This is a genomic window from Pseudomonas guariconensis (genome assembly GCF_024127895.1).
Classification (GTDB): Bacteria; Pseudomonadota; Gammaproteobacteria; order Pseudomonadales; family Pseudomonadaceae; genus Aquipseudomonas; species Aquipseudomonas guariconensis_B.
In genome coordinates this window covers 45,406-65,427 of the sequence record NZ_JAMYBK010000010.1, presented here as the reverse complement: position 1 = coordinate 65,427, position 20,022 = coordinate 45,406, and the positions used below count along the sequence as shown (strand labels likewise).

General features: G+C 64.5%; 18 protein-coding genes and 1 pseudogene. 6 read left to right on the top strand and 13 right to left on the bottom strand.

The annotated features are described in order from the left end of the window. Nucleotides 1–29 precede the first annotated feature (29 nt). Nucleotides 30–968, top strand: coding sequence for a choline sulfate utilization transcriptional regulator (locus NJF35_RS13050; RefSeq protein ID WP_225788411.1), 939 nt, complete (start codon nt 30–32; stop codon nt 966–968). On the opposite strand, the gene NJF35_RS13045 is transcribed toward NJF35_RS13050, so the two are convergent. Beyond that, on the bottom strand, nt 965–1,684 hold the full coding sequence (locus tag NJF35_RS13045) for a TorF family putative porin (RefSeq protein WP_225788410.1): 720 nt from the start codon (nt 1,682–1,684) through the stop codon (nt 965–967). The two genes, NJF35_RS13050 and NJF35_RS13045, sit on opposite strands and share 4 nt — an antisense overlap. Before the next feature lie 257 nt (nt 1,685–1,941). Between NJF35_RS13045 and NJF35_RS13040 the strand changes: the two genes are divergently transcribed. Beyond that, entirely contained in the window at nt 1,942–3,690 is a 1,749-nt protein-coding gene (locus NJF35_RS13040) for a BCCT family transporter (protein ID WP_225788409.1), read from the top strand. A gap of 114 nt (nt 3,691–3,804) precedes the next feature. On the opposite strand, the gene NJF35_RS13035 is transcribed toward NJF35_RS13040, so the two are convergent. Further along, on the bottom strand, nt 3,805–3,969 hold the full coding sequence (locus tag NJF35_RS13035; RefSeq protein WP_225788408.1) for a hypothetical protein: 165 nt from the start codon (nt 3,967–3,969) through the stop codon (nt 3,805–3,807). An 82-nt stretch (nt 3,970–4,051) separates the two neighbouring features. After that, a complete protein-coding gene (locus NJF35_RS13030; protein ID WP_225788407.1) occupies nt 4,052–4,453 on the bottom strand; it encodes a hypothetical protein in 402 nt (133 codons plus the stop codon). Between the two features lie 257 nt (nt 4,454–4,710). On the opposite strand from NJF35_RS13030, the gene NJF35_RS13025 reads away from it, so the two are divergent. After that, nucleotides 4,711–5,460, top strand: coding sequence for a FadR/GntR family transcriptional regulator (locus NJF35_RS13025; RefSeq protein WP_225788484.1), 750 nt, complete (start codon nt 4,711–4,713; stop codon nt 5,458–5,460). Between the two features lie 66 nt (nt 5,461–5,526). On the opposite strand, the gene NJF35_RS13020 is transcribed toward NJF35_RS13025, so the two are convergent. The 4 genes from NJF35_RS13020 to kdgD all read right to left on the bottom strand — a co-directional run bounded on the left by NJF35_RS13020 (nt 5,527) and on the right by kdgD (nt 11,130). Beyond that, nucleotides 5,527–7,110 carry an aldehyde dehydrogenase (NADP(+)) gene (locus tag NJF35_RS13020; RefSeq protein WP_253091154.1) on the bottom strand — a complete coding sequence of 528 codons (1,584 nt, stop codon included), beginning with the start codon at nt 7,108–7,110 and terminating at the stop codon, nt 5,527–5,529. A 45-nt stretch (nt 7,111–7,155) separates the two neighbouring features. After that, a complete protein-coding gene (gene garD, locus NJF35_RS13015; RefSeq protein WP_253091153.1) occupies nt 7,156–8,709 on the bottom strand; it encodes a galactarate dehydratase in 1,554 nt (517 codons plus the stop codon). Between the two features lie 39 nt (nt 8,710–8,748). Next, nucleotides 8,749–10,116: an MFS transporter gene (locus NJF35_RS13010; protein WP_253080468.1), complete on the bottom strand. Its 1,368-nt coding sequence runs from the start codon at nt 10,114–10,116 to the stop codon at nt 8,749–8,751. Nucleotides 10,117–10,218: 102 nt separating this feature from the next. Then, on the bottom strand, nt 10,219–11,130 hold the full coding sequence (kdgD, locus tag NJF35_RS13005) for a 5-dehydro-4-deoxyglucarate dehydratase (RefSeq protein ID WP_225788403.1): 912 nt from the start codon (nt 11,128–11,130) through the stop codon (nt 10,219–10,221). A 599-nt stretch (nt 11,131–11,729) separates the two neighbouring features. Here kdgD and NJF35_RS13000 point away from each other — a divergent pair. After that, the gene (locus NJF35_RS13000; protein ID WP_225788402.1) at nt 11,730–12,971 is read left to right on the top strand and encodes a DUF1835 domain-containing protein; all 1,242 of its coding nucleotides are present in this window, start codon (nt 11,730–11,732) and stop codon (nt 12,969–12,971) included. A gap of 105 nt (nt 12,972–13,076) precedes the next feature. On the opposite strand, the pseudogene NJF35_RS12995 reads toward NJF35_RS13000, so the two are convergent. From NJF35_RS12995 to NJF35_RS12970, 6 genes and pseudogenes are all read right to left on the bottom strand, one after another. After that, nucleotides 13,077–13,229 (bottom strand): annotated as a pseudogene (locus NJF35_RS12995) (arsenical resistance protein ArsH); the annotation flags it as partial. Nucleotides 13,230–13,320: 91 nt separating this feature from the next. Beyond that, nucleotides 13,321–13,791, bottom strand: a complete 471-nt coding sequence (locus tag NJF35_RS12990) for an arsenate reductase ArsC (RefSeq protein ID WP_225788401.1) — start codon at nt 13,789–13,791, stop codon at nt 13,321–13,323. 28 nt (nt 13,792–13,819) lie between these two features. Further along, nucleotides 13,820–15,103 carry an arsenic transporter gene (locus NJF35_RS12985; RefSeq protein WP_253080470.1) on the bottom strand — a complete coding sequence of 428 codons (1,284 nt, stop codon included), beginning with the start codon at nt 15,101–15,103 and terminating at the stop codon, nt 13,820–13,822. 22 nt (nt 15,104–15,125) lie between these two features. Continuing rightward, a complete protein-coding gene (locus tag NJF35_RS12980) occupies nt 15,126–15,473 on the bottom strand; it encodes a metalloregulator ArsR/SmtB family transcription factor (RefSeq protein ID WP_225788399.1) in 348 nt (115 codons plus the stop codon). A gap of 334 nt (nt 15,474–15,807) precedes the next feature. After that, entirely contained in the window at nt 15,808–16,455 is a 648-nt protein-coding gene (locus NJF35_RS12975; protein WP_225788398.1) for a hydrolase, read from the bottom strand. A gap of 175 nt (nt 16,456–16,630) precedes the next feature. Further along, complete coding sequence (locus NJF35_RS12970) at nt 16,631–17,560, bottom strand: LysR family transcriptional regulator (protein WP_225788397.1); 930 nt, start codon at nt 17,558–17,560, stop codon at nt 16,631–16,633. 296 nt (nt 17,561–17,856) lie between these two features. Here NJF35_RS12970 and NJF35_RS12965 point away from each other — a divergent pair, with 296 nt between their 5' ends. After that, nucleotides 17,857–18,498: an HD domain-containing protein gene (locus NJF35_RS12965; protein WP_225788396.1), complete on the top strand. Its 642-nt coding sequence runs from the start codon at nt 17,857–17,859 to the stop codon at nt 18,496–18,498. Nucleotides 18,499–18,541: 43 nt separating this feature from the next. Further along, nucleotides 18,542–20,014 carry a catalase gene (locus NJF35_RS12960; protein WP_225788395.1) on the top strand — a complete coding sequence of 491 codons (1,473 nt, stop codon included), beginning with the start codon at nt 18,542–18,544 and terminating at the stop codon, nt 20,012–20,014. Nucleotides 20,015–20,022 lie beyond the last annotated feature (8 nt).

Sequence of the window (20,022 nt, the reverse complement as noted above, 5' to 3'; positions counted from 1 at the left end):
ACCAGAGATGATTAGGATAAGTCCAGCTTATGGATCGTCTGCCCCTGGAGTTGTTGCGCGCCTTCGAGTCGGCGGCCCGTCATCAGAGTTTCACCGCGGCGGCGGTGGAGCTGGGCACCACCCAGCCGGCGGTCAGCCAGCAGATCAAGCGCCTCGAAGCCCTGCTGGAGGTGCGCCTGTTCGACCGTGTCTACCGGGGTATCAACCTCACCGAGGGCGGTGCCGTGCTGCTGCAGCACGTCCAGGCTGGCCTGGGCGAATTCAAGGCCGGTATCGACGCGGTCAAGGCCCGCCAGCCCCAGGAGGTGGTGCAGGTAGCGACCGACTATGCGTTCGCGGCCTTGTGGCTCATGCCGCGCCTGCCGCGTCTTCGCCAGCGCCACCCGCACCTGGAGGTCAGCATCCAGACCAGCGAACGCAGCCCCCTGGGCCTACGCGGCGACATCGACCTGGCCATCGTCTTCGGCGATGGCCGTTTCAAGCACGGCGAGGCCCTGCGCCTGTTCGGCGAAGAAGTCTTCCCTGTGTGCAGCCCGATGCTGCTCAACGCGCGTACCTTGCCCCTGGCACCCAGTGCGTTGGCCGAGCTGCCGCTGCTGCACCTGCGAGCCGACTCGCACAGCCGTTGGTACGACTGGCCTCGGCTGTTCCGCGCCCTGGGCATCGGCGCCGCGCCCCCTACCGGGCTGAGCCTGGACAACTACAGCCTGCTGATCCAGGCGGCCATCGCCGGGCAGGGCGTAGCCATCGGTTGGCGGCACCTGGTGGACGACTTGATCCGCCAGAACCTGCTGTGCCGCCCGCTGAGCCAGAGCGTCGAGTCGCCGTTCGGCTATTACGCCATCCTGCCCGAGCGCAAGCGCCGGGCGCGCATGCTCGAGTCGGTCACGTCGTGGCTGATGGAAGAGCTGGGCAGCGAGTGCGATGCCTGGGCAAGTTCTAGACAGCCGGATGCCACCAACGCCTAGAAAAAGCTGCGCTGGGCCTTGAGCGTCACCATGCTTTCGCAATAGCGGTTGATGCCGGCATAGGCATCGCAACCCACGCCGCGCAGGTCCGAGTCGCTGTAGATCAGGTTGAGGTCGATGCCCAGCCACGGGCGTGACAGCTCCAGCGACCAGTCACTGAAGGCATCCACCTGGCTGCCGTCGCCAATGGTGAAGGGCGTGCCCAGGCGATGGTGGGCGACCTTGACCGTGAGGTCGACATCGAACAAGGGCAGGTGGCCGAGGTCGGCGAACAGCGTACCGGTGCGATTGTTCGGGTTGTCGCGCAGAGCGCCGCCGAAATGGCTGCCCAGCACCGAGATGCCGCCATACAGGGCATAGCTGTCGCTGCCGGCGAGGTAGGGCTGGCTGTAGTGGATCAGCCCCGCCTCGAAGCCCAGGCTGTCGTCGAAACGCCGTTTGTAACCCAGGTAGCTGTCCAGGCGCAGGGTAGAGGTGGGCGTCAGGCCCATGCTCGGGGCGTATTGGCCGAAGTACCAGCCGCTGGGGTGGCTGAGGTCGAGGCCGCCGTGGAAGGCGCCGACGGCACTGGGCGACACCAGCCCATGGGCCATGGTGCGGGAGGCGTCGGTGCCCAGCTTGAAATCGAAGTCGCCCAACTGGCGCTGGATCTGCTGGGCCTGTAGCGCTGGGCTGAACACCAAGGCTGCAGCCAGCAACAGAAGGGGCCGGGTCATGCTCGCCGTCCTGGAAAGCCTGTTTTGGAGGGGCAGAGGATAACGGTGTTGGGCAGCGGGGGAAACCGCACGATCCGTCACGACCAAGCCAGAGGCGCGCTGACTGGTTGGTCGCTCAGAGGATGAGCCGCGACGGTATCGGATAGCAGTGCTTTGTTGGCGGGCAAGATAATCGGGCCGCGCATCGCGTTCGCCTGTGGGTGCACAGGGTGTATGGCAATTACAAATCCAAGAAACCCAGAAAGGGGCTTTAAGTGATGGCAGCGCAAGACAACGATGAAACGCTGGCTCTCGGTGTGACCGATCCTTCGAAAACCCAAGAGGCAGAGCAGGATCGCGACCGTGAGGGCAAGATCGACTGGGTCGTCTTCGGTATCACCAGTATCGTCGCTGTCGCCTTCGTCATCTGGGGCTTTCTCAATCAAGCGAGCCTTGCCGCCAGCGCCTCCACGGCGCAATCCTGGGTCATCGTCAACTTTGGCTGGTTCTTCGTACTGACCTCTACCGTATTCGTGGTCTTCGTGCTTTGGCTGGCCGCCAGCCGGTACGGCAAGGTCCCGTTAGGGCGTGACGGCGAGCCCCCGGAGTTTCGCACGGTTTCCTGGGTTGCCATGATGTTCAGCGCCGGCATGGGCATCGGCCTGATGTTCTTTGGCGTCGCCGAGCCGCTTTCCCACTACGTGACACCGCCCCCCGGCACGGCGAGCGGGCAAACCAGCGAGGCGATGCAAGTGGCCATGGCGACCACGCTGTTCCACTGGACCCTCCATCCGTGGGCCATGTACGCCATCGTCGGGTTGGTGATCGCCTACGGCACCTTCCGCCGTGGCCGTTCGCAGCTCATCTCCGCAGCGTTCCGGCCATTGATCGGCAAGCACGCCAATGGCCCGGTAGGCCGTGTCATCGACATGATGGCCATCTTCGCCACCCTGTTCGGCTCGGCGGCCTCGCTCGGCCTCGGTGCCCTGCAGATCGCTGGCGGTCTCGAACACAATGGCTGGATTGAAAACCCCGGCAAGCTTTTCTACCTGTCGATCATCGTCGTGTTGACCGTCGCCTTCGTCGCCTCGGCGGTTTCAGGGATCGGCAAGGGCATACAGTGGCTCTCCAACACCAACATGGTGCTGGCCCTGGTGCTGGCGGTGTTCGTGTTCATGGTGGGTCCTACGCTGCTGATGTTGAACCTGCTGCCGACGTCGATCGGTGTATACATCAAGCTGCTACCCGAAATGATGGCCCGCACCAGTGCCAGTGGCGGTGAGCAGATGGACACCTGGCTGGCCAGCTGGACGGTGTTCTACTGGGCCTGGTGGATCTCCTGGACCCCCTTCGTCGGCATGTTCATCGCGCGCATCAGCCGCGGGCGCACCATTCGCCAGTTCGTCACCGGTGTGCTGCTGGTGCCGAGCCTGGTCAGCCTCGTCTGGTTCACCGTGTTCGGCGGGGCCGGCATCGACGCCGTGCGCGAGGGGAGCCTGTTGCTGGTCGATGGCGTCGTGAACAGCAACTACGCCCTTTACGAGCTGCTGGAAAGCTATCCGCTGGCGTCTGCAACGTCGGTACTGGTCATGCTCCTGGTGGCCATCTTCTTCGTGTCCGGCGCCGATGCCGCCTCGCTGGTCATGGGGACGCTGTCGGAGCACGGCACCACGGAGCCTTCGCGCGCCACGGTGATCTTCTGGGGCGCGCTCACCGGGACGGTCGCTGCGATCATGCTGGCGATAGGCGACCCGCGAAACCCCGGCGCGGCGCTCACGGGCCTGCAGAACCTGACCATCATCGTCGCGTTACCCTTCGTCATCGTGATGGTGCTGCTGTGCCTGGCGCTGTACCGCGACCTGCGCAAGGATCCGATGATGTTGCGCCATGTGCGCGGCACCGAGCTGATCGAGAAGGCCGTGCTGTATGGTGCGGTCAAGCATGGGGAAGAGTTCTATATCGTGGTCCGGGAGAAGAAATCCGCCGTCGAGCGCTCCCGGGGCGAAGCGAAGGTGCTCGAGACCTGACACTGCCCGAGTGTTTGCAGGGCAGCGCAGGCGCTAATTGCGCAAGCCGATGTCATGGCCATGTTCTGCGCTGTCTGCAGGTGTAGTTTGGAGCCGGCCGTGGGGCGCTTGCATTCACATGTCGATCAGGAAGGTGTTTGCCTTGATTGAGTCACCATTTTCGGCCTCAAACGTCACGGATAGGGCGTAGGTGGCTACCATCCGGTCGGTTGCCTCGATTCGAAGCTCAACACGGGCGAGGCCATCCGGGCCGACTTCGATAGGCGGATTGAGTGGCATGCGCACTACACGAGCATCCACGACTCGACCCGTTGTCCAAGGGGTGTTCAACGCTGTGGGCCTATCCCGGCATGAGTGATCATCAGCGCCGATAATGGCGATGATCATGCTTGTAGCGATGATCATGCCCATGTCGGTGCTGCATCGCTCGGTAATGATGGCGTTCCCAGTCGCGACGGCGCTCGGCTTCGCGGCGGGCCTGCTCCCTGCGCCATCTGTCCCGGCGCCAATCGCTTCGATGATCGTGCCAGCGGCCGTCATGCCAGTGTCGGTCGTCATGGGCCAGCAATGGCCCGGGCTGCTGGCCGGTCAGGCTGGCCAAGGTTGGCCACGGGTTTTCGGAAGGCTGTACCGGCGCCTGGGCGGTCGTGACTTTGGTCGCCAAAGCTGGGGGCGGGGTCTTCATCTGCATTGCCGATGCCGAGCCCATTGCCGCGAACGCGAACAGGCCAAGGAGCACCATCCGGGGGACATGGAGTTTCATGAACGAAGACCACCTCTGATTGACAATGGGACACGCGGCCATCCGGCGGCGGGAAAGCATCGAAGTCGTGCTCGCCGACCTCTGGGCTTATCCCATAGACCGGTAAATAGGAAAAAGTTCTAAGGACAGTACGTTGGCGTAGGGAAGGCTTCCATCTCGCTCGGGATGATGATTGCGCTCGAAGCGCTACGGATGAGTGTGATCGTACAACTGCTTGCGCTATCATGACGGCTGTCTTTCAACGTGAACGCAAGGGCATGACAGAGCAGCAGGTACAGACCCGGACTCGGCGCAAACCGCGCAGTCTGGCCCAGGAACTGGTCACGGTGCTGACTGAGCGCATCCGCAGCGGTCAGCTTAAGCGCGGCGACAAGTTGCCGACCGAATCGCAGATCATGGCCGAGGAGGGCGTCAGCCGCACCGTGGTCCGTGAGGCGATCTCCAGGCTGCAGGCGTCGGGCCAGGTCGAGACGCGCCACGGCATCGGCACCTTCGTTCTGGACGCGCCGGCCAGCAGTGGCTTGCGCATCGATCCGGCGACCATCGTCACCTTGCGCGAGGTGTTGGCCGTGCTGGAGCTGCGCATTGCCCTGGAGGTCGAATCGGCAGGCCTGGCGGCCCAGCGGCGCAGCGACGAGGCGCTGGCGGCCATGCGTGAAGCGCTGGACGAGCTCAACGAAGGCGTGTCCCATGCCTCGGACGCCGTCTCGGCGGATTTCCAGTTCCACCTGCTCATCGCGCAGGCCAGCGGTAATCACTACTTCGCCGACATCATCGATCACCTGGGCACCAGCATCATTCCGCGCACGCGCCTCAACTCCGCACGCCTGGCCCATGACGACCAGGCCCACTACATGAGCAGGCTGCGCCACGAGCATGATGCGATCTACGAGGCGATCGCCCGGCGAGACAGCGAAGGGGCGAAGATGGCGATGCGGATGCACCTGTCCAATAGCCGGGAGCGGTTGCGCCAGGCGCATGAGGAAGCCGAGGCGCAGGGCGCCTGAGGCCGATGGCTTGCTGTTCACTCAAGATCCTGGGGGCGCGAAGCGGCCCCCTGGGATCTGACGAACTCAACCAATGGCGCCTGTGCTCCACTGCCCATTGACCAACCGGCGCAGCGCCAGCGGGTTGCTGTCGCGCAACGCTTCAGGCAGCAGCGCCTGCGGGTAGTTCTGGTAGCACACCGGGCGCAGGAAGCGATCGATGGCCAGGGTGCCGACCGACGTACCCCGTGCGTCGGAGGTCGCCGGATAAGGGCCGCCATGGACCATGGCATCACACACCTCGACGCCGGTCGGGTAGCCATTGACCAGGATGCGGCCGACCTTTTCCTCCAGCAGCGGCACCAGCCAGGCGAAGGCTTGCAGGTCTTCCGGCTCACCGATCAGAGTCGCTGTCAGCTGGCCGCGCAAGCCTTGCAGCGCAGCCCGCAACTGCTCGTTGTCCTGGGCATCCACAGCGACGGTCGTGGGGCCGAACACTTCCTCTTGCAACAGCGGGTCGGCGTCTATCAACAGCTGGGCGTCGGCCTTGAACAGTTGGGCCTGGGCCTGGTTGCCGCCCTGGGCGCGCCCGGCCAGGTGACGGATACCCGCGTGGGCATGCAGGTGTCCAAGGCCTGCGGTATAGCTGTTCAACCCGCCGGCGTTGAGCATGGTCTGGCCCGCCTGCTGCTCCAGATGCTGGCCGAGATCGGCGAGCAGTTGGCTGTACTGCGGCGATCGCAGGCCGATGACCAGGCCCGGGTTGGTGCAGAACTGGCCGGCGCCGAGGCAGACCGAGCCTGCCAGTTCACGGGCGATGGCTTCGCCGCGCTTGGCCAACGCGCCCGGCAGGATGATCACCGGGTTGATGCTGGACATCTCGGCGAACACCGGGATGGGCTGTGGGCGCTCGGCCGCCATGCGGCACAGGGCGTCACCCCCTCTGAGCGAGCCGGTGAAACCCACCGCCTGGATCGCGGGATGCTTGACCAGCCATTCGCCGACACCGCTGCCGAAGACCATGTTGAACACGCCCCTGGGCATGCCAGTACGCTCGGCGGCGCGCTGGATCGCGCAGCCGACCAGGTCGGCGGTGGCCATGTGGCCGCTGTGCGCCTTGAAGACCACCGGGCAGCCAGCGGCCAGGGCGGCCGCGGTATCGCCGCCGGCGGTAGAGAAGGCCAGCGGGAAGTTGCTGGCGCCGAACACCGCGACCGGGCCTACACCGATGCGCATCTGGCGGATGTCCACCCGTGGGAGCGGTTGGCGTTCGGGCAATGGGAGGTCGATACGTGCACCGAGGAAGTCGCCGCGGCGCAAGACCTCGGCGAACAGGCGCATCTGGCCGCTGGTACGCCCTCGCTCGCCCTGGATGCGTGCCGCAGGCAGCGCGGTTTCACGGCAGACGATGTCGACGAAGGCGTCGTCCAGTTCGTCGAGCTCGGCGGCGATGGCGTCGAGGAACTCGGCGCGGCGAGCCGGGGCCAGGTGGCGGAACTCGGCGAAGGCGTTGGCGGCGGCGCGGGCGGCCTGGTCCACCTCGGCCTCGGTGGCCTGGAAGAACACGTAGGGCAGGGGCTCGCCGGTGGTGGCGTCCAGGCTCTGGAGGCGTTGCGTGCCAGTGGCGCTGCGTTGCCCGGCGATGAAGTTGTGGCCGAGGATCTCAGGCATGGAGTACTCCTGTATGAATGTGATTGAGCGGGCGCCGCAGGCCGTTCAGGTAATCGGCGCCGGATTGAACAGGGTGATGTCGTTGTGCAGCTTGTGCCGCTCGGCCCAGGTCTGCTTGCGACCGCTGGCCACATCCAGGTAGTAATGGAACAGTTCCCAACCCAGCTCCTCGATGGTCGCGCGGCCGCTGGCGATGCGCCCGGCGTCGATGTCGATCAGGTCGGGCCAGCGCTGGGCGAGTTCGGTGCGTGTGCACACCTTGACCACCGGCGCCATGGCCAGGCCGTAGGGCGTGCCGCGCCCGGTGGTGAACACGTGCAGGTTCATCCCCGCCGCCAGTTGCAGCGTGCCGCAGACGAAATCGCTGGCTGGCGTTGCGCAGAAGATCAGGCCTTTGCGCGTGACGCGCTCGCCAGGGCCGAGCACGCCCTGGATGGCGCCGCTGCCGGACTTGACGATCGAGCCAAGGGATTTCTCGACGATGTTCGACAGCCCCCCCTTCTTGTTGCCCGGCGTGGTGTTGGCGCTGCGGTCTGCCGCGCCTTGCTGCAGATAGCGGTCGTACCAGTCCATTTCGCGCACCAAAGCGTCGGCCACCGCCTGGCTCTCGGCGCGCGAGGTCAGCATGTAGATGGCGTCGCGCACCTCGGTGACTTCCGAGAACAGGACCGTGGCGCCTGCGCGCACCAGCAGGTCGGCGGCAAAGCCTAGCGCCGGGTTGGCGGTGATACCGGAGAACGCATCGCTGCCGCCGCATTGCATGCCGAGGATCAGCTCACTGGCCGGGACGGTCTCGCGGCGGCGCTTGTCGAGCTTGGCCAAGCGTGTCTCGGCAAGGGCCATGATTTGCTCGACCATCTCGACGAAGCCCAGGTTGGCATCCTGCAGGCGGTACAGCCAAGGCTCGTCGAGGTCGACCGAAGGATCGTCGGCGTGCATCACCTGGTCGGCCTGCAGCTTTTCGCAGCCCAGGCTGATGACCAGCGCCTCGCCGCCGAGGTTGGGGTTGCGCGCGAGGTTGCGCACGGTGCGGATGGGGATGTAGGCATCCCGGGCGTTGATCGCGACGCCACAGCCATAGCTGTGGGTGAGGGCGACGACATCGTCGACGTGGGGGTATCTGGGCAGCAACTCTTCGCGAATGCGTTTGACCGCATGGTCCAGCACGCCGGTCACGCATTGCACCGTGGTGGTGATGCCGAGGATGTTGCGCGTGCCCACAGTCCCATCGGCGTTGCGAAACCCCTCGAAGGTGTAGCCTTGCAGTGGCGGCAAGGCCTCGGGGACGGCATCGCAGCGCGGCAGGCTGGCCAGTTCCGGAGCGGCAGGCATGGCCAGTTGGCTTTCCTTGACCCAACTCCCCCGGCGCAGGTCTTCCAGGGCATGGCCGATGATCTGTCCGTAGCGCCGTACGGGTTCTCCCTTGGCGATATCCACGGTGGCGACCTTGTGGCTTTGCGGTACGTCTTCGACCAGGGTCAGGCCGTCGGCGAAGCTGGCGCCTTCCCCCAGGCCGCCGTCGTTGACCACCACCACGACGTTGTCATCGTCGTGCAGGCGGACGTAGCGGGGCGAGTCGGAGTGTTCGATCAACTGCATGATGGAGCCCTTCTTGTGGTGTTCACAGGCGTGTTTCACTCAATGGCGCGAGCCGGCCAGTTCGCTGCTGGCGGCCATGCCTGGCGTGGCGTCATCCTTTGGGACGTCACGCAGCTCGATGCGCTTGATCGGGCCCACGATCACCAGGTAGCTGAACACGGCGACCAGGGCATTGGCGCCCACGTACACCAGCGCCCATTTGAACGAACCCGTGGCGCTGATGATGTAGCCGATGACGATCGGCGTGGTGATCGAGGCGATGTTGCCGAAGGTGTTGAACATGCCGCCGGACAACCCGGCGATCTGCTTGGGCGAGGTGTCCGAGACCACCGCCCAGCCCAGGGCGCCGATGCCTTTGCCGAAGAACGCCAGCGTCATGAAACCCACCACCATCCATTCGGCCTCGACGTAGTTGCAGAAGATCATCGTGGTCGACAGCAGCAGGCCGCAGACGATTGGCAGTTTGCGCGAGAAGGTCAGCGAGTGGCCACGGCGCAGCAGCCAGTCCGAGATCACGCCGCCAAGCACACCGCCGACGAAACCGCAGATGGCCGGCAGCGAAGCGATGATGCCGGCCTTGAGGATGGTCATGCCGCGCTCTTGCACCAAGTACACCGGGAACCAGGTCAGGAAGAAATAGGTGATGGCGTTGATGCAGTACTGGCCAAGGTAGACGCCCAGTAGCATGCGGCTGGTCAGCAGCTGCTTGATGTAGCCCCACTTGGGGCCGTCGTTGGCACGTTTCTGGTCCATGTCCACCAGGCCGCCGTTCTGCTCGATGTGTTCGAGTTCGCTGCGGCTGATGCGCGGATGCTCCTTGGGGTTGTAGATGGTCTTGAGCCAGACACCGGAAAACACGATGCCCAATGCGCCCATCACCACGAACACGTGCTCCCAGCCGAAGCGGAAGACGATCCAGCCCATGATCGGGGCGAACAGCGCCGTGGCGAAGTACTGCGCCGAGTTGAACACCGCCGATGCGGTACCGCGCTCGGCGGTGGGAAACCAGGCGGCAACGATGCGGGCATTGCCAGGGAACGACGGCGCTTCGGCAAAGCCGACCAGAAAGCGCAGGGTGAACAGGGTCACCACCGCCCAGGCCACCGGCAAGCCGCCGACGAAGCCTTGCAGCAGAGTGAACAGCGACCAGGTGAAGATGCTGAAGGCGTAGACCTTCTTCGAGCCGAAGCGGTCGAGCAGCCAGCCGCCGGGGATCTGGCCGGCCACGTAGGCCCAGCCGAACGCCGAGAAGATGTAGCCGAGCGTCACCGCATCGATGCCCAGGTCCTTTTGCAGGCTGGAGCCAGCGATGGCGATGGTGGCACGGTCGGCATAGTTGATCGTGGTCACCAGGAACAGCATGAGCAGGATCAGGTAGCGTACATGCGTCTTTTTAGTCGCTTGCATTGATGGAGCTCCCACTAGTTATTGTTGTGCGGGGATCGGGTATGGGCCGAAGCGGGATGGCTCCGCTTCGGCCATGACAAGGGCAGGTCGCCAGGGCGCCGCTTATTGCGGGCCCATCTTGTCCATCAGGGCTGCGAGCATCCCGTACTCTTCGGCGGTCAGGTCGGTCAGTGGCGTGCGCACCGGGCCCGCATCGTAACCGGCGATTTTCGCTCCGGCCTTGACGATGCTGACGGCGTAACCGGCCTTGCGATTGCGGATATCCAGGTACGGCAGGAAGAAGTCGTCGATCAGCTTGGCGACGGTGGCGTGATCATCGCGGGCGATGGCGTGGTAGAAGTCCATCGCGGTCCTGGGCACGAAGTTGAACACCGCCGACGAATACACCGGGACACCCAAGGCTTTGTAGGCTGCAGCATACACCTCGGCGGTCGGCAGGCCACCCAGGTAGCTCAAGCGCTCGCCCAGGCGGCGACGAATCGACACCATCAGCTCGATGTCGCCCAGACCGTCCTTGTAGCCGATCAGGTTCGGGCAGCGCTCGGCCAGTTGTTCGAGCTGCGTGGCATTGAGGCGGCAGACGTTGCGGTTGTACACCACCACGCCGATTTTCACCGACTTGCATACGGCCTCGACGTGGGCTGCAACGCCGTCCTGGCTGGCCTCGGTGAGGTAGTGGGGCAACAGCAGCAGGCCCTTGGCGCCCAGGCGTTCAGCTTGCTGGGCATATTCGATGGCCTGGCGGGTGGAGCCGCCCACGCCGGCGAGTATCGGCACCGAGCCTGCGCAGGTATCCACGGCGGTCTTGATGACTTGGCTGTATTCGCTGGCCGCCAGGGAGAAGAACTCACCGGTGCCGCCAGCGGCGAACAGTGCGCTGGCGCCGTAGGGGGCCAGCCATTCCAGGCGTTTGACGTACCCGGCCGGATTGAAGTCGCCCTGGGCGTCGAAGTCGGTGACGGGGAACGACAGCAGGCCATGGGAGAGGATGGATTGCAGCTCTTGTGGGGTCATTGTTGTAGGCATCCTGTGGCGCTTGGGGTGGGGTTTCAAAGTTGAGGTAGGTTATCGTACAACTTGGCGGGTGCCTAGCCCTCACGTGAAGATTGTTTGACGTGGAGATCTAACAGATGGCGACTACAGCGGGGTTTGATCGCAAGAGGTAGGCCGGCGAAAACAACTGTTGTCGTATCAGTTTGAGGGGTGTGCAGTGACCATCGACACCAAGCGCCTTGGCGTCGCGCTGGTTCGGCCAGCGCGGTGCTTAACGTCTGGCATCGCCTGGCGCTTGCTCTCCACGGTGGCTGTTCTCAATACTCGCGCAGTGTCGAGCTGGGCGTCAGGGTCAGCAGGGTGGCGGCAAGGGGGACGGCAAGAAGGCTGCCAGCGACGGACATGGCGGGGCCTGGGCTGGTGGGTTACGCGCACGTTAACGTGCAGGGCATTGGTTTGCCACTCGACGCATTGCTTCCCGTGGAGCTTGCCGCTAGAGTCTGGGCCAGGGCGTACGCTGCGCCTGCGGTCCGCGCGAAGGGGTTTCCCAGGCACGCTTGCTATTTTCCTTCACTCCAGCTCCCGGCTTGTCGGCGGACCGAGCCCCAAAAGGAGTTGGCATGCCTGCCATCCATGCATCCCGCCATCATGGCCTGCTCGACGTACCCGCCTTGCGCAAGCGCGCCAAGCGCCTGCTGGCGGCGTTGAACGACGGCGAGGCCGACGATGCCCGCGCACAACTGCGCACGCTCGGCCTGCCAGGCCCCGATTACCGTCTCGCCGACACCCAGTGGCTGGTGGCCCGCGAGGCCGGCTTCGCCAGCTGGCCCAGGCTCAAGGCCCATGCCGACGCCGTCGCCTTCGCCGCACGCCACCCAGGCTTTGCCAGCGACGGCGAGGCGAGCGTACAGCACTGGCGTTGCGGAAACGATATCGAGCACAGCTTGCGCATCGCGGGATTCGCCGGTGCGTTCCATATGTTCGCCGACCCCATGGTGATGGGGCCGGTGCCGGCGCTGCCCGAGGAGGAGTACTGGGCGGTACGCGCCGCTTACATACAGCAGGCGTTCGGCCTTGCCGCCGTGGATATCGAACAGCGCCAAACCCAGCAGCGTTCGGCACTGGCGCAGTTGGGCGCCGACAGCGAAGTGGTGCTCTGGTGCGAAGCGGACGCCTACGACCAACTGTTCCTGGTGCGCCTGCTGGCAAGCCTGCCCAGCCTGCCGCGCCGGCTCGAACTGATCGAAATCAACCAGGTTCCAGGTGTCGAACGCTTCATCGGGATTGGCCAACTGGCCCCGGACCTGCTCGCCTGGCTCTGGCCGCAACGCCGCGCGCTGGGCGAGGATGCCTTGGCCTTGGCGCGCCAGGCATGGGCGGCCTATACCGCAGCAGATCCGCGTACTTGGGCAGGCCTGGCCACCCGGCAGCATCCCGCCTTGCCGCTGCTGGGGCCGGCGCTGGCGCGCCAGTTGCAGGAGCTTCCGGGGGCGGCTGACGGTTTGAGCCTCACCGAGCGGCTGGTGTTGCGCATCCTGGCGGTACATGGCGAACGTCCCGCTGGCTGGGTATTCGCCCAGCTGATGCAGCACGACGAGCCGCTGCCATACCTGGGCGACCTGATGTTCCACACCTTGCTGCGGCCACTGGTCGATGCACCCCGCCCGCTGTTGCATGAAGGAGAGGGCGATAGCTGGTCGCAACGCCCCCTGCGGTTGACGGCGCTTGGCGAGCAGGTGTTGGCCGGGCAGGCCCATTGGCTCGACCAGGCACCTGCGCCGCGTTGGGTTGGCGGGGTGCGTATCGCTGGCGACCAGGCGCCTTGGGTGGTGAGTGGGGAAGGGCAGGTCTGGCGGCGCTGATGGGCCTGACTCCAACATCGATGCCGGTCAGTCAAGACTTTCAGTTGCCATTTGGGGCGCGAAGCGGCCCCAAGTGGCAGTTATATACAGATGGCCACGGCCACCTCAGATGGAGCGCTGATTGACACGTGCGCTGAGCTGTTCGGCATTTTCCTTACGCTCCGAGTAGCGATCCATCAGGAACGCTTGGCGGTCACGCAGCAGCAGGGTGAACTTCACCAGTTCTTCCATTACATCGACCACACGATCGTAAGCAGGATACGCGGCTTGTGGTCGCTGGTACGGGTGCCGGTACGTCGAACAGCGAAAGGTCGAGGTTGGGCAGTTGCTCTGACATGGGGCCTGCTGCTCAGAGAGCGCCGATGCGGTCCAGCTCGCGTTTGAGCTCGTCGCGATCGAGCGTGCCGAAAGGCAGTTCGAAGAAGGTTTCGCATCGCTTGCGGATATGCGCCAGGGTGACGCGGAAGGCGGTATCGACCGACGCTTCGTCGCCAATGCTATCGGACGGGTCCTCCAACCCCCAGTGAGACTTCAAGGCAGGGCCGAAATACGCCGGGCAGGCTTCCCCGGCGGCCTTGTCGCAGACGGTGATGACGATGTCCGGCGGATTGCCCTCGAACGCGTCATTGCCCTTGCTGCGCAGGCCTTCGGTGGAAATGCCGGCTTGTCGCAAGGTGGCGAGACTGCGCGGCAGTACCTGCCCCTTGGGGAAGCTGCCGGAACTGATCGCCTCGAATCCCGACGGGGCCAGGTGGTTGAACAGCGCTTCGCAAAGGATGCTGCGGCAGCTGTTGGCTGTGCACATGAAAAGGACTCGCATGGAGGGCTCCTGCGCTGGGTGGCGAGCGTCAGAGGCCCAGGCGTAACGCCAGGGCCGAAAGGGTAATCAGCAGAACCGGCAGGGTCAGGAGGATGCCGACCTTGAAGTAGTAGCCCCACGTGATGCGCATGCCCTTGCGTTCCAGCACATGCAGCCAGAGCAGCGTGGCGAGGCTGCCGATGGGGGTGATCTTCGGGCCGAGATCGCAGCCGATGACGTTGGCGTAGATCATTGCCTCGCGTACCAGCCCATCTGCCCCGCTGGCCTGGATCGACAAGGCGCCGAGCAGCACGCTGGGCATGTTGTTCATCACCGACGACAGCAGGGCCGAGAGCAGGCCGGTGCCGATGGCGGCACCCCACACGCCATGCGCGGCCAGCCGGTCGAGCAACTGGGCGAGGAAATCCGTGAGGCCGGCATTCTTCAGGCCGTACACCACCAGGTACATGCCGAGGGAAAAGACCACCACCTGCCAGGGGGCCTCGCGCAGCACGCGACGGGTAGAGATCCTGTGGCCGCGAGCCGCAACCGCAAAGAGGGTCGCTGCACACACGGCAGCGACCGCACTGATCGGGATACCCAAGGGCTCCAGGGCGAACAGGCCGATCAGCAACACCAGCAGCGTCCACCCGCCAACGACAAAGGTGGCGCGGTCATGGATTGCCGCTTTCGGCTCCCGCAGCGCGTCGAGGGCGTACTGCTTGGGAAGGTCGCGCCGGAAGAACAAGAAAAGCACCATCAAGGTGGCGGCGACGCTGGCCAGGTTCACTGGCATCATCACCGAGGCGTACTCTGCGAAGCCCAGCGCGAAGTAGTCGGCCGAGACGATGTTCACCAGGTTGGAAACCACCAGCGGCAGGCTCGCCGTGTCGGCGATGAAGCCTGCGGCCATGACGAATGCCAGCGTGGCAGCGGGCGGGAAGCGCAACGCGACCAGCATCGACATGACGATAGGCGTAAGAATCAGCGCCGCGCCATCGTTGGCGAACAGCGCTGACACAGCGGCGCCGAGCAGCATGCAGAAGGCGAATAGGCGATAGCCGCTGCCATTCGCCCAGCGCGCCACGTACAGGGCGGCCCATTCGAAAAAACCGGCCTCGTCCAGCAGCAGGCTGATGATGATGACGGCGATGAACGTGGCAGTGGCATTCCAGACGATGCTCCACACGGTCGGAATGTCGTGCAGGGAAACCGCGCCCACCCCCAGCGCGATGATTGCGCCCAGTGCAGCGCTCCAGCCCACGCCGAGGCCTTTGGGTTGCCAGATGACCAGCACCAGGGTGAACACGAAGACAGCGAGTGCAACTAGCATGGGAGGTTTGCTCGTCGAGAGGTCAGCAGCAGGCGGTAGCGCGGACGGGGCGGTCGTCCATGTTCTGCAAGCGAGAGGCGTTGTCCTGCAGCCACTGGGCATTGGCACGCAAGGTCACCTGCAGCATCTCGTGCACCCAGGCGGGTAGCTGCGGATTGAGGCGGTAATACACCCATTGGCCCTGGCGGCGATCGAGCAACAGGCCGCTGCTTCGCAGTTGTGCCAGGTGACGGCTGATCTTCGGTTGGCTGTGGTCCAGGGCACACATCAGCTCGCAGACACACAACTCGCCCAAACGGGCGATGAGCAAGGTGGCACGAGCCCGGGTCTCGTCGGACAGGCTCTTGAAGACCTCGGGAGGCGTAATCATGGGCAGGGCTCTTGCATATGGAGATTCGAATATACGGATTTCCATATGTTTCGCGCAACCCCAGCCACTGCTGTCTATAGGGAATGATTCATGTGGATGTGGGCGAGCTGCCACGATCCGTTACTCGGTCGTTTCAAACGCCTCGTGGGACGCCACGACCCTGCGGGTAGTTCAGTGCTCGGAAGTACCCAGGCGAAAAAAGCCCCGCAACCGAAACGAGCTACGGGGCAACGATGCGCCTGTCGTGGGAGCGGCCTTGCCGGGGCGCCAGACCGGTCGTCAAGGGCTTCAGGCACCTTGAACGGGTCGGCTCTTCAGCAAAACGGCGATCGCCTCAATGGTCGCTCATCATCGCGTTGACGTACTGGATACCGACCCCGAAGGCTCCACCGAATCTTCTGGAGATACCGGTGGTGAGGTCGTAGGTTTCCACCCGGGCCCAGTCGCGTTGCAGTTCGAGCAGGTAGGTGAGGGCGGTGATCGGGCGCGCGCCGGCCTGGATCATGCGTTGTACCGCGCGCTCATGGGCCTCGGCGGTGCAGTCGCCGCAGGCATCGGTCACCACATAGACTTCGTAGCCTTGCTCCAGTGCCGACAACACGGGGCCGTTGCAGCACACCGACGTCCACAGGCCGCAGATGACCAGGCGCCCCTTGTCCGTGGCGTTGATTCCGGCGATGAAGTGTTCGTCTTCCCAGGCATTGGACGTGGTGCGGTCGATGACATCGGCGTTGGGGAAAGCCTCGGTGATCTCTTCGAACAGCGGGCCGGCGAAGGTGTCCTTGGAGATCGTGGAGATCACCGTCGGGACGCCGAAGCCCTTGGCCGCATGGGCCAGGATGGCGGTGTTGGCACGCAGGTTGGTGACGTCGATGGACTTGGTATTGAAAGCCATCTGCGATTGGTGGTCGATCAGCACCAGGGCGTGGTCGTGTGGGCTCAGCAGGCTGCGGGCGGGTTTGGCGCAGGCTTTGATGCTCATGGCGGTGAGTCCTCTTGTAGGTTTCGGTGTGCCCACGTGCGGCGGGCTGCATGCAGTCACGGATGACGGGCCGGCCCACGATCATCGTGCCTGGAAAGTCTACGTTCAGCCCCGGCGCCATGAGCGTGCGTTTAGGCGAAACCGATTGCGCAAAAATGCCGATGGCGTGTGCGGCCTACTGCTCGCTCGTGCCCGGGGCGCCATGGCCTTCGATGAAGGCACGCTGGCGGACGATGGCGTCGGCGCAATGCGTCATGAAGGCATAGATGCGTTCTGATTTGCGGATGTCGGGGTGGGTCAGCAGCCACAACTCGTCATACACCTCGGGCTCGACAGGGCCGATGCGCACAAGGTCTGGCACCAGGTCGCCATGCATGCAGGGCAGCAAGCCGATGCCGATGCCCGCGCGGATGGCTGCCGCTACGCCGTAGACCGAGTCGCTGCGGTAGATGATGTTTTCGCGGGGTACGTGCTCATCGATGAATTGGTATGCCTTCAGGCTGGACAGGCCTTTGCCGTAGGAAACCCAGGTGCTCTGGTGTAGCGTGTCGAGGGTGCACGTACCGCCTGCGTATTTATCCAGGCGCCCGTAGGTGGCCCAGGCGACGAGGGCCACCTTGCGTCCGAACAGGTTTTCCGGGACGGCCAAGGTTGCACGCAAGGCAATGTCGGAGTCGCCGCGGGCGAGGTTCAATGGCTGGTTGCTGACGATGACCTCGATGCGTATGCCTGGGTGGCAAGCCTGGAACTCGGCGATGATGGGGGTGAGGAAATCCACCAACAGCGCATCGCTGGTGGTGATGAGCAGGTCGCCCTTGTAGCGTTGGGCCTGCTCCGACACCCGCCGCGCCACGCCGAGAACGTCTTTCTCGACGCGGTTGGCCAGGGCGATCATGTCGGCGCCCGCGGCGGTCGCCACATAGCCATTGCGCCGACGGTCGAACAGCACCACGCCGAGGGTGCTTTCCATCGCCGAGAGCCTGCGCGAAACGGTCGAGTGATTGATGCCGAGCGCGTCGGCGGCCCCCATCTGGCTGTTGCATTCGCCGATGGCCTTGATGATGCGCAGATCATCCCATGAGAGTTTGTCCAGGGCCTCGCTCATGGTGGTGCTCCTCCGGTTCTGCCGGTACTGGTCGCTGTGATGGACAGGGTGTGCCGTCAGGGTACCCGGCTGGAGGCCGGCCCTGCCTGGGGACGATGGGCGTTTGGCGTGAAACGATGTCTGTCTGTCCTGATCCGAGGTCGCTCGTTTCTTGTTCCGTTGCAGGCCCGGTGCTGGAATTTCTCCAGGCGCCGCGAGGGCTCCATCGTCCACCCGGGCAGTGGTGATCGCGGCAGTACAACCTTGGCATTCGCGCACCTTGCTTCACCGCGCCGCCTGACCTGGAGTGTATGTCGATGACCGAAATCGTTGCTGGTATCAGAATCCCCGATAGCGCGATCGCCCGCGCTGCCACTGAGCTCGTTCGCGATACCGAGGACGACCTGCTGTTCAACCATAGCCGCCGGGTGTTCTGCTGGGGGGCATTGACGGGCGAACGCCGCGGCCTGGACTACGACCCCGAGCTGCTGTACCTGGGCGCCATGTTCCACGACATGGGGCTGACAGCGCGCTACTCGAGCCCTGAGCTGCGCTTCGAGGTCGATGGCGCCAACGCGGCCCGGGATTTCATGAAGAGCTACGGGGTCGCGGAGCGTGACATCGAGGATGTCTGGACGGCAATCGCCTTGCACACCACGCCCGGGATCCCCGAGCACATGCGGCCCACCATCGCCCTGGTGACGGCCGGGGTGGAGATGGATGTGCTGGGCATTGCCTACCATGACTTCAGCCACGAGCAGCGTTGCCAGGTCTGCGAGCATCATCCCCGTGAGGCGAATTTCAAGGAAGGCATCATCGAACACTTCGCCGACGGTATAAAACACAAGCCGTTGACCACCTTCGGCAACGTCAAGGCCGATGTGCTGGCGCTGAAGGTCCCTGGCTACACGCGCATGAACTTCTGCTCACTCATCCTCGGTTCGGCGTGGCCGAACTGAGGCAAGTGCCCGTGACCACCACCTGACGCCAGGAGCCATCGACATGACCGACACACGTTCCCGCGACAACGGCGCGCTGCCGACCCTGACCCATGCCACAGGGGCCCCGGTAGCGGACAACCTCAATACCATGACCGCCGGCCCTCGCGGCCCGGCGTTACTGCAGGATATCTGGCTGATCGAGAAGCTGGCGCACTTCGACCGTGAAGTGATCCCGGAGCGGCGCATGCATGCCAAGGGCTGGGGCGCCCATGGCACCTTTACGGTCACCCAGGACATTACCCGCTACACCAAGGCGAAGCTGTTCGCCGCGGTCGGCAAGCAGACCCCGCTGTTCGCGCGTTTTTCCACCGTGGCCGGCGAGCGTGGCGCCGCCGACGCCGAGCGCGATATTCGGGGCTTCGCGGTGAAGTTCTACACCGAGGAGGGCAATTGGGACGTGGTGGGCAACAACACGCCGGTGTTCTTCTTCCGCGACCCGATGCGTTTTCCCGACCTGAATCACGCCATCAAGCGCGACCCGCGCACCGGGCTGCGTTCGGCCGACAGCAACTGGGATTTCTGGACGCTGCTGCCCGAGGCCCTGCACCAAGTGACCATCGTCATGTCGGACCGTGGCATCCCCCGCAGCCTGCGGCACATGCACGGTTTTGGCAGCCATACCTTTTCGCTGATCAACGAGGCGAACGAGCGGGTGTGGGTCAAGTTCCATTTCCGTAGCCAGCAGGGTATCGAGAACCTGACCGACGAGCAGGCCGCGGCCTTGATCGCCACGGATCGCGAAAGCCATGGCCGTGATCTGCTCGAAGCCATCGAGCGGGGGGATTTCCCGCGCTGGACACTGTTCATCCAGGTCATGACGCAAACGCAGGCCCGGGCGCACCAGCACAATCCGTTCGACCTGACCAAGGTGTGGCCGAAGGCCGAGTACCCGTTGATCGAGGTGGGGGTGATGGAGCTCAACCGCTACCCGGACAATTATTTCGCCGAGGTGGAGCAGGTAGCATTCTCGCCAGCCAACGTGGTGCCCGGTATCGGTTTTTCACCGGATCGCATGCTGCAGGGACGGCTGTTCTCCTATGGCGATGCGCAGCGCTACCGGCTGGGGGTGAATTTCAACCACATCCCGGTCAATGCGCCACGTTGCCCCTTCCATAGCTATCACCGCGACGGCGCCATGCGCACCGACGGCAACCTGGGGCCCACGGCGAGCTACTGGCCCAACAGCAAAGGCACCTGGATTGGCGACGACCCATCGCTGAAGGAGCCACCGCTGGAGCTCGATGGTGCGGCCGACCATTGGGACCATCGCCGCGATGACGACCACTACGAGCAGCCCGGCAACCTGTTCCGCCTGATGACGCCTGCGCAGCGGCAGGCGCTGTTCGACAACACCGCGCGAGCCTTGGGGGATGCGCGCCTGGAAGTGAAACAGCGGCATGTCGCCAACTGCGCCAAGGCCGACCCCGCCTACGGCGCAGGTGTTGCCCAGGCCTTGGGCCTGTCGCCTGCCTGACAGACCGG

Excerpts from the sequence above, each read along its gene's own strand:
- NJF35_RS13035 (WP_225788408.1), bottom strand. The coding sequence starts at position 3,969 with ATGCCACTCAATCCGCCTATCGAAGTCGGCCCGGATGGCCTCGCCCGT.
- NJF35_RS12960 (WP_225788395.1), top strand. The coding sequence starts at position 18,542 with ATGACCGACACACGTTCCCGCGACAACGGCGCGCTGCCGACCCTGACC.
- NJF35_RS12985 (WP_253080470.1), bottom strand. The coding sequence starts at position 15,103 with ATGCTAGTTGCACTCGCTGTCTTCGTGTTCACCCTGGTGCTGGTCATC.
- NJF35_RS13010 (WP_253080468.1), bottom strand. The coding sequence starts at position 10,116 with ATGCAAGCGACTAAAAAGACGCATGTACGCTACCTGATCCTGCTCATG.
- NJF35_RS13050 (WP_225788411.1), top strand. The coding sequence starts at position 30 with ATGGATCGTCTGCCCCTGGAGTTGTTGCGCGCCTTCGAGTCGGCGGCC.
- garD (WP_253091153.1), bottom strand. The coding sequence starts at position 8,709 with ATGCAGTTGATCGAACACTCCGACTCGCCCCGCTACGTCCGCCTGCAC.
- NJF35_RS12975 (WP_225788398.1), bottom strand. The coding sequence starts at position 16,455 with ATGAGCATCAAAGCCTGCGCCAAACCCGCCCGCAGCCTGCTGAGCCCA.
- NJF35_RS13025 (WP_225788484.1), top strand. The coding sequence starts at position 4,711 with ATGACAGAGCAGCAGGTACAGACCCGGACTCGGCGCAAACCGCGCAGT.
- NJF35_RS12980 (WP_225788399.1), bottom strand. The coding sequence starts at position 15,473 with ATGATTACGCCTCCCGAGGTCTTCAAGAGCCTGTCCGACGAGACCCGG.
- NJF35_RS13030 (WP_225788407.1), bottom strand. The coding sequence starts at position 4,453 with ATGAAACTCCATGTCCCCCGGATGGTGCTCCTTGGCCTGTTCGCGTTC.
- NJF35_RS12990 (WP_225788401.1), bottom strand. The coding sequence starts at position 13,791 with ATGCGAGTCCTTTTCATGTGCACAGCCAACAGCTGCCGCAGCATCCTT.
- NJF35_RS12965 (WP_225788396.1), top strand. The coding sequence starts at position 17,857 with ATGACCGAAATCGTTGCTGGTATCAGAATCCCCGATAGCGCGATCGCC.
- NJF35_RS13000 (WP_225788402.1), top strand. The coding sequence starts at position 11,730 with ATGCCTGCCATCCATGCATCCCGCCATCATGGCCTGCTCGACGTACCC.
- kdgD (WP_225788403.1), bottom strand. The coding sequence starts at position 11,130 with ATGACCCCACAAGAGCTGCAATCCATCCTCTCCCATGGCCTGCTGTCG.
- NJF35_RS12970 (WP_225788397.1), bottom strand. The coding sequence starts at position 17,560 with ATGAGCGAGGCCCTGGACAAACTCTCATGGGATGATCTGCGCATCATC.
- NJF35_RS13040 (WP_225788409.1), top strand. The coding sequence starts at position 1,942 with ATGGCAGCGCAAGACAACGATGAAACGCTGGCTCTCGGTGTGACCGAT.
- NJF35_RS13020 (WP_253091154.1), bottom strand. The coding sequence starts at position 7,110 with ATGCCTGAGATCCTCGGCCACAACTTCATCGCCGGGCAACGCAGCGCC.
- NJF35_RS13045 (WP_225788410.1), bottom strand. The coding sequence starts at position 1,684 with ATGACCCGGCCCCTTCTGTTGCTGGCTGCAGCCTTGGTGTTCAGCCCA.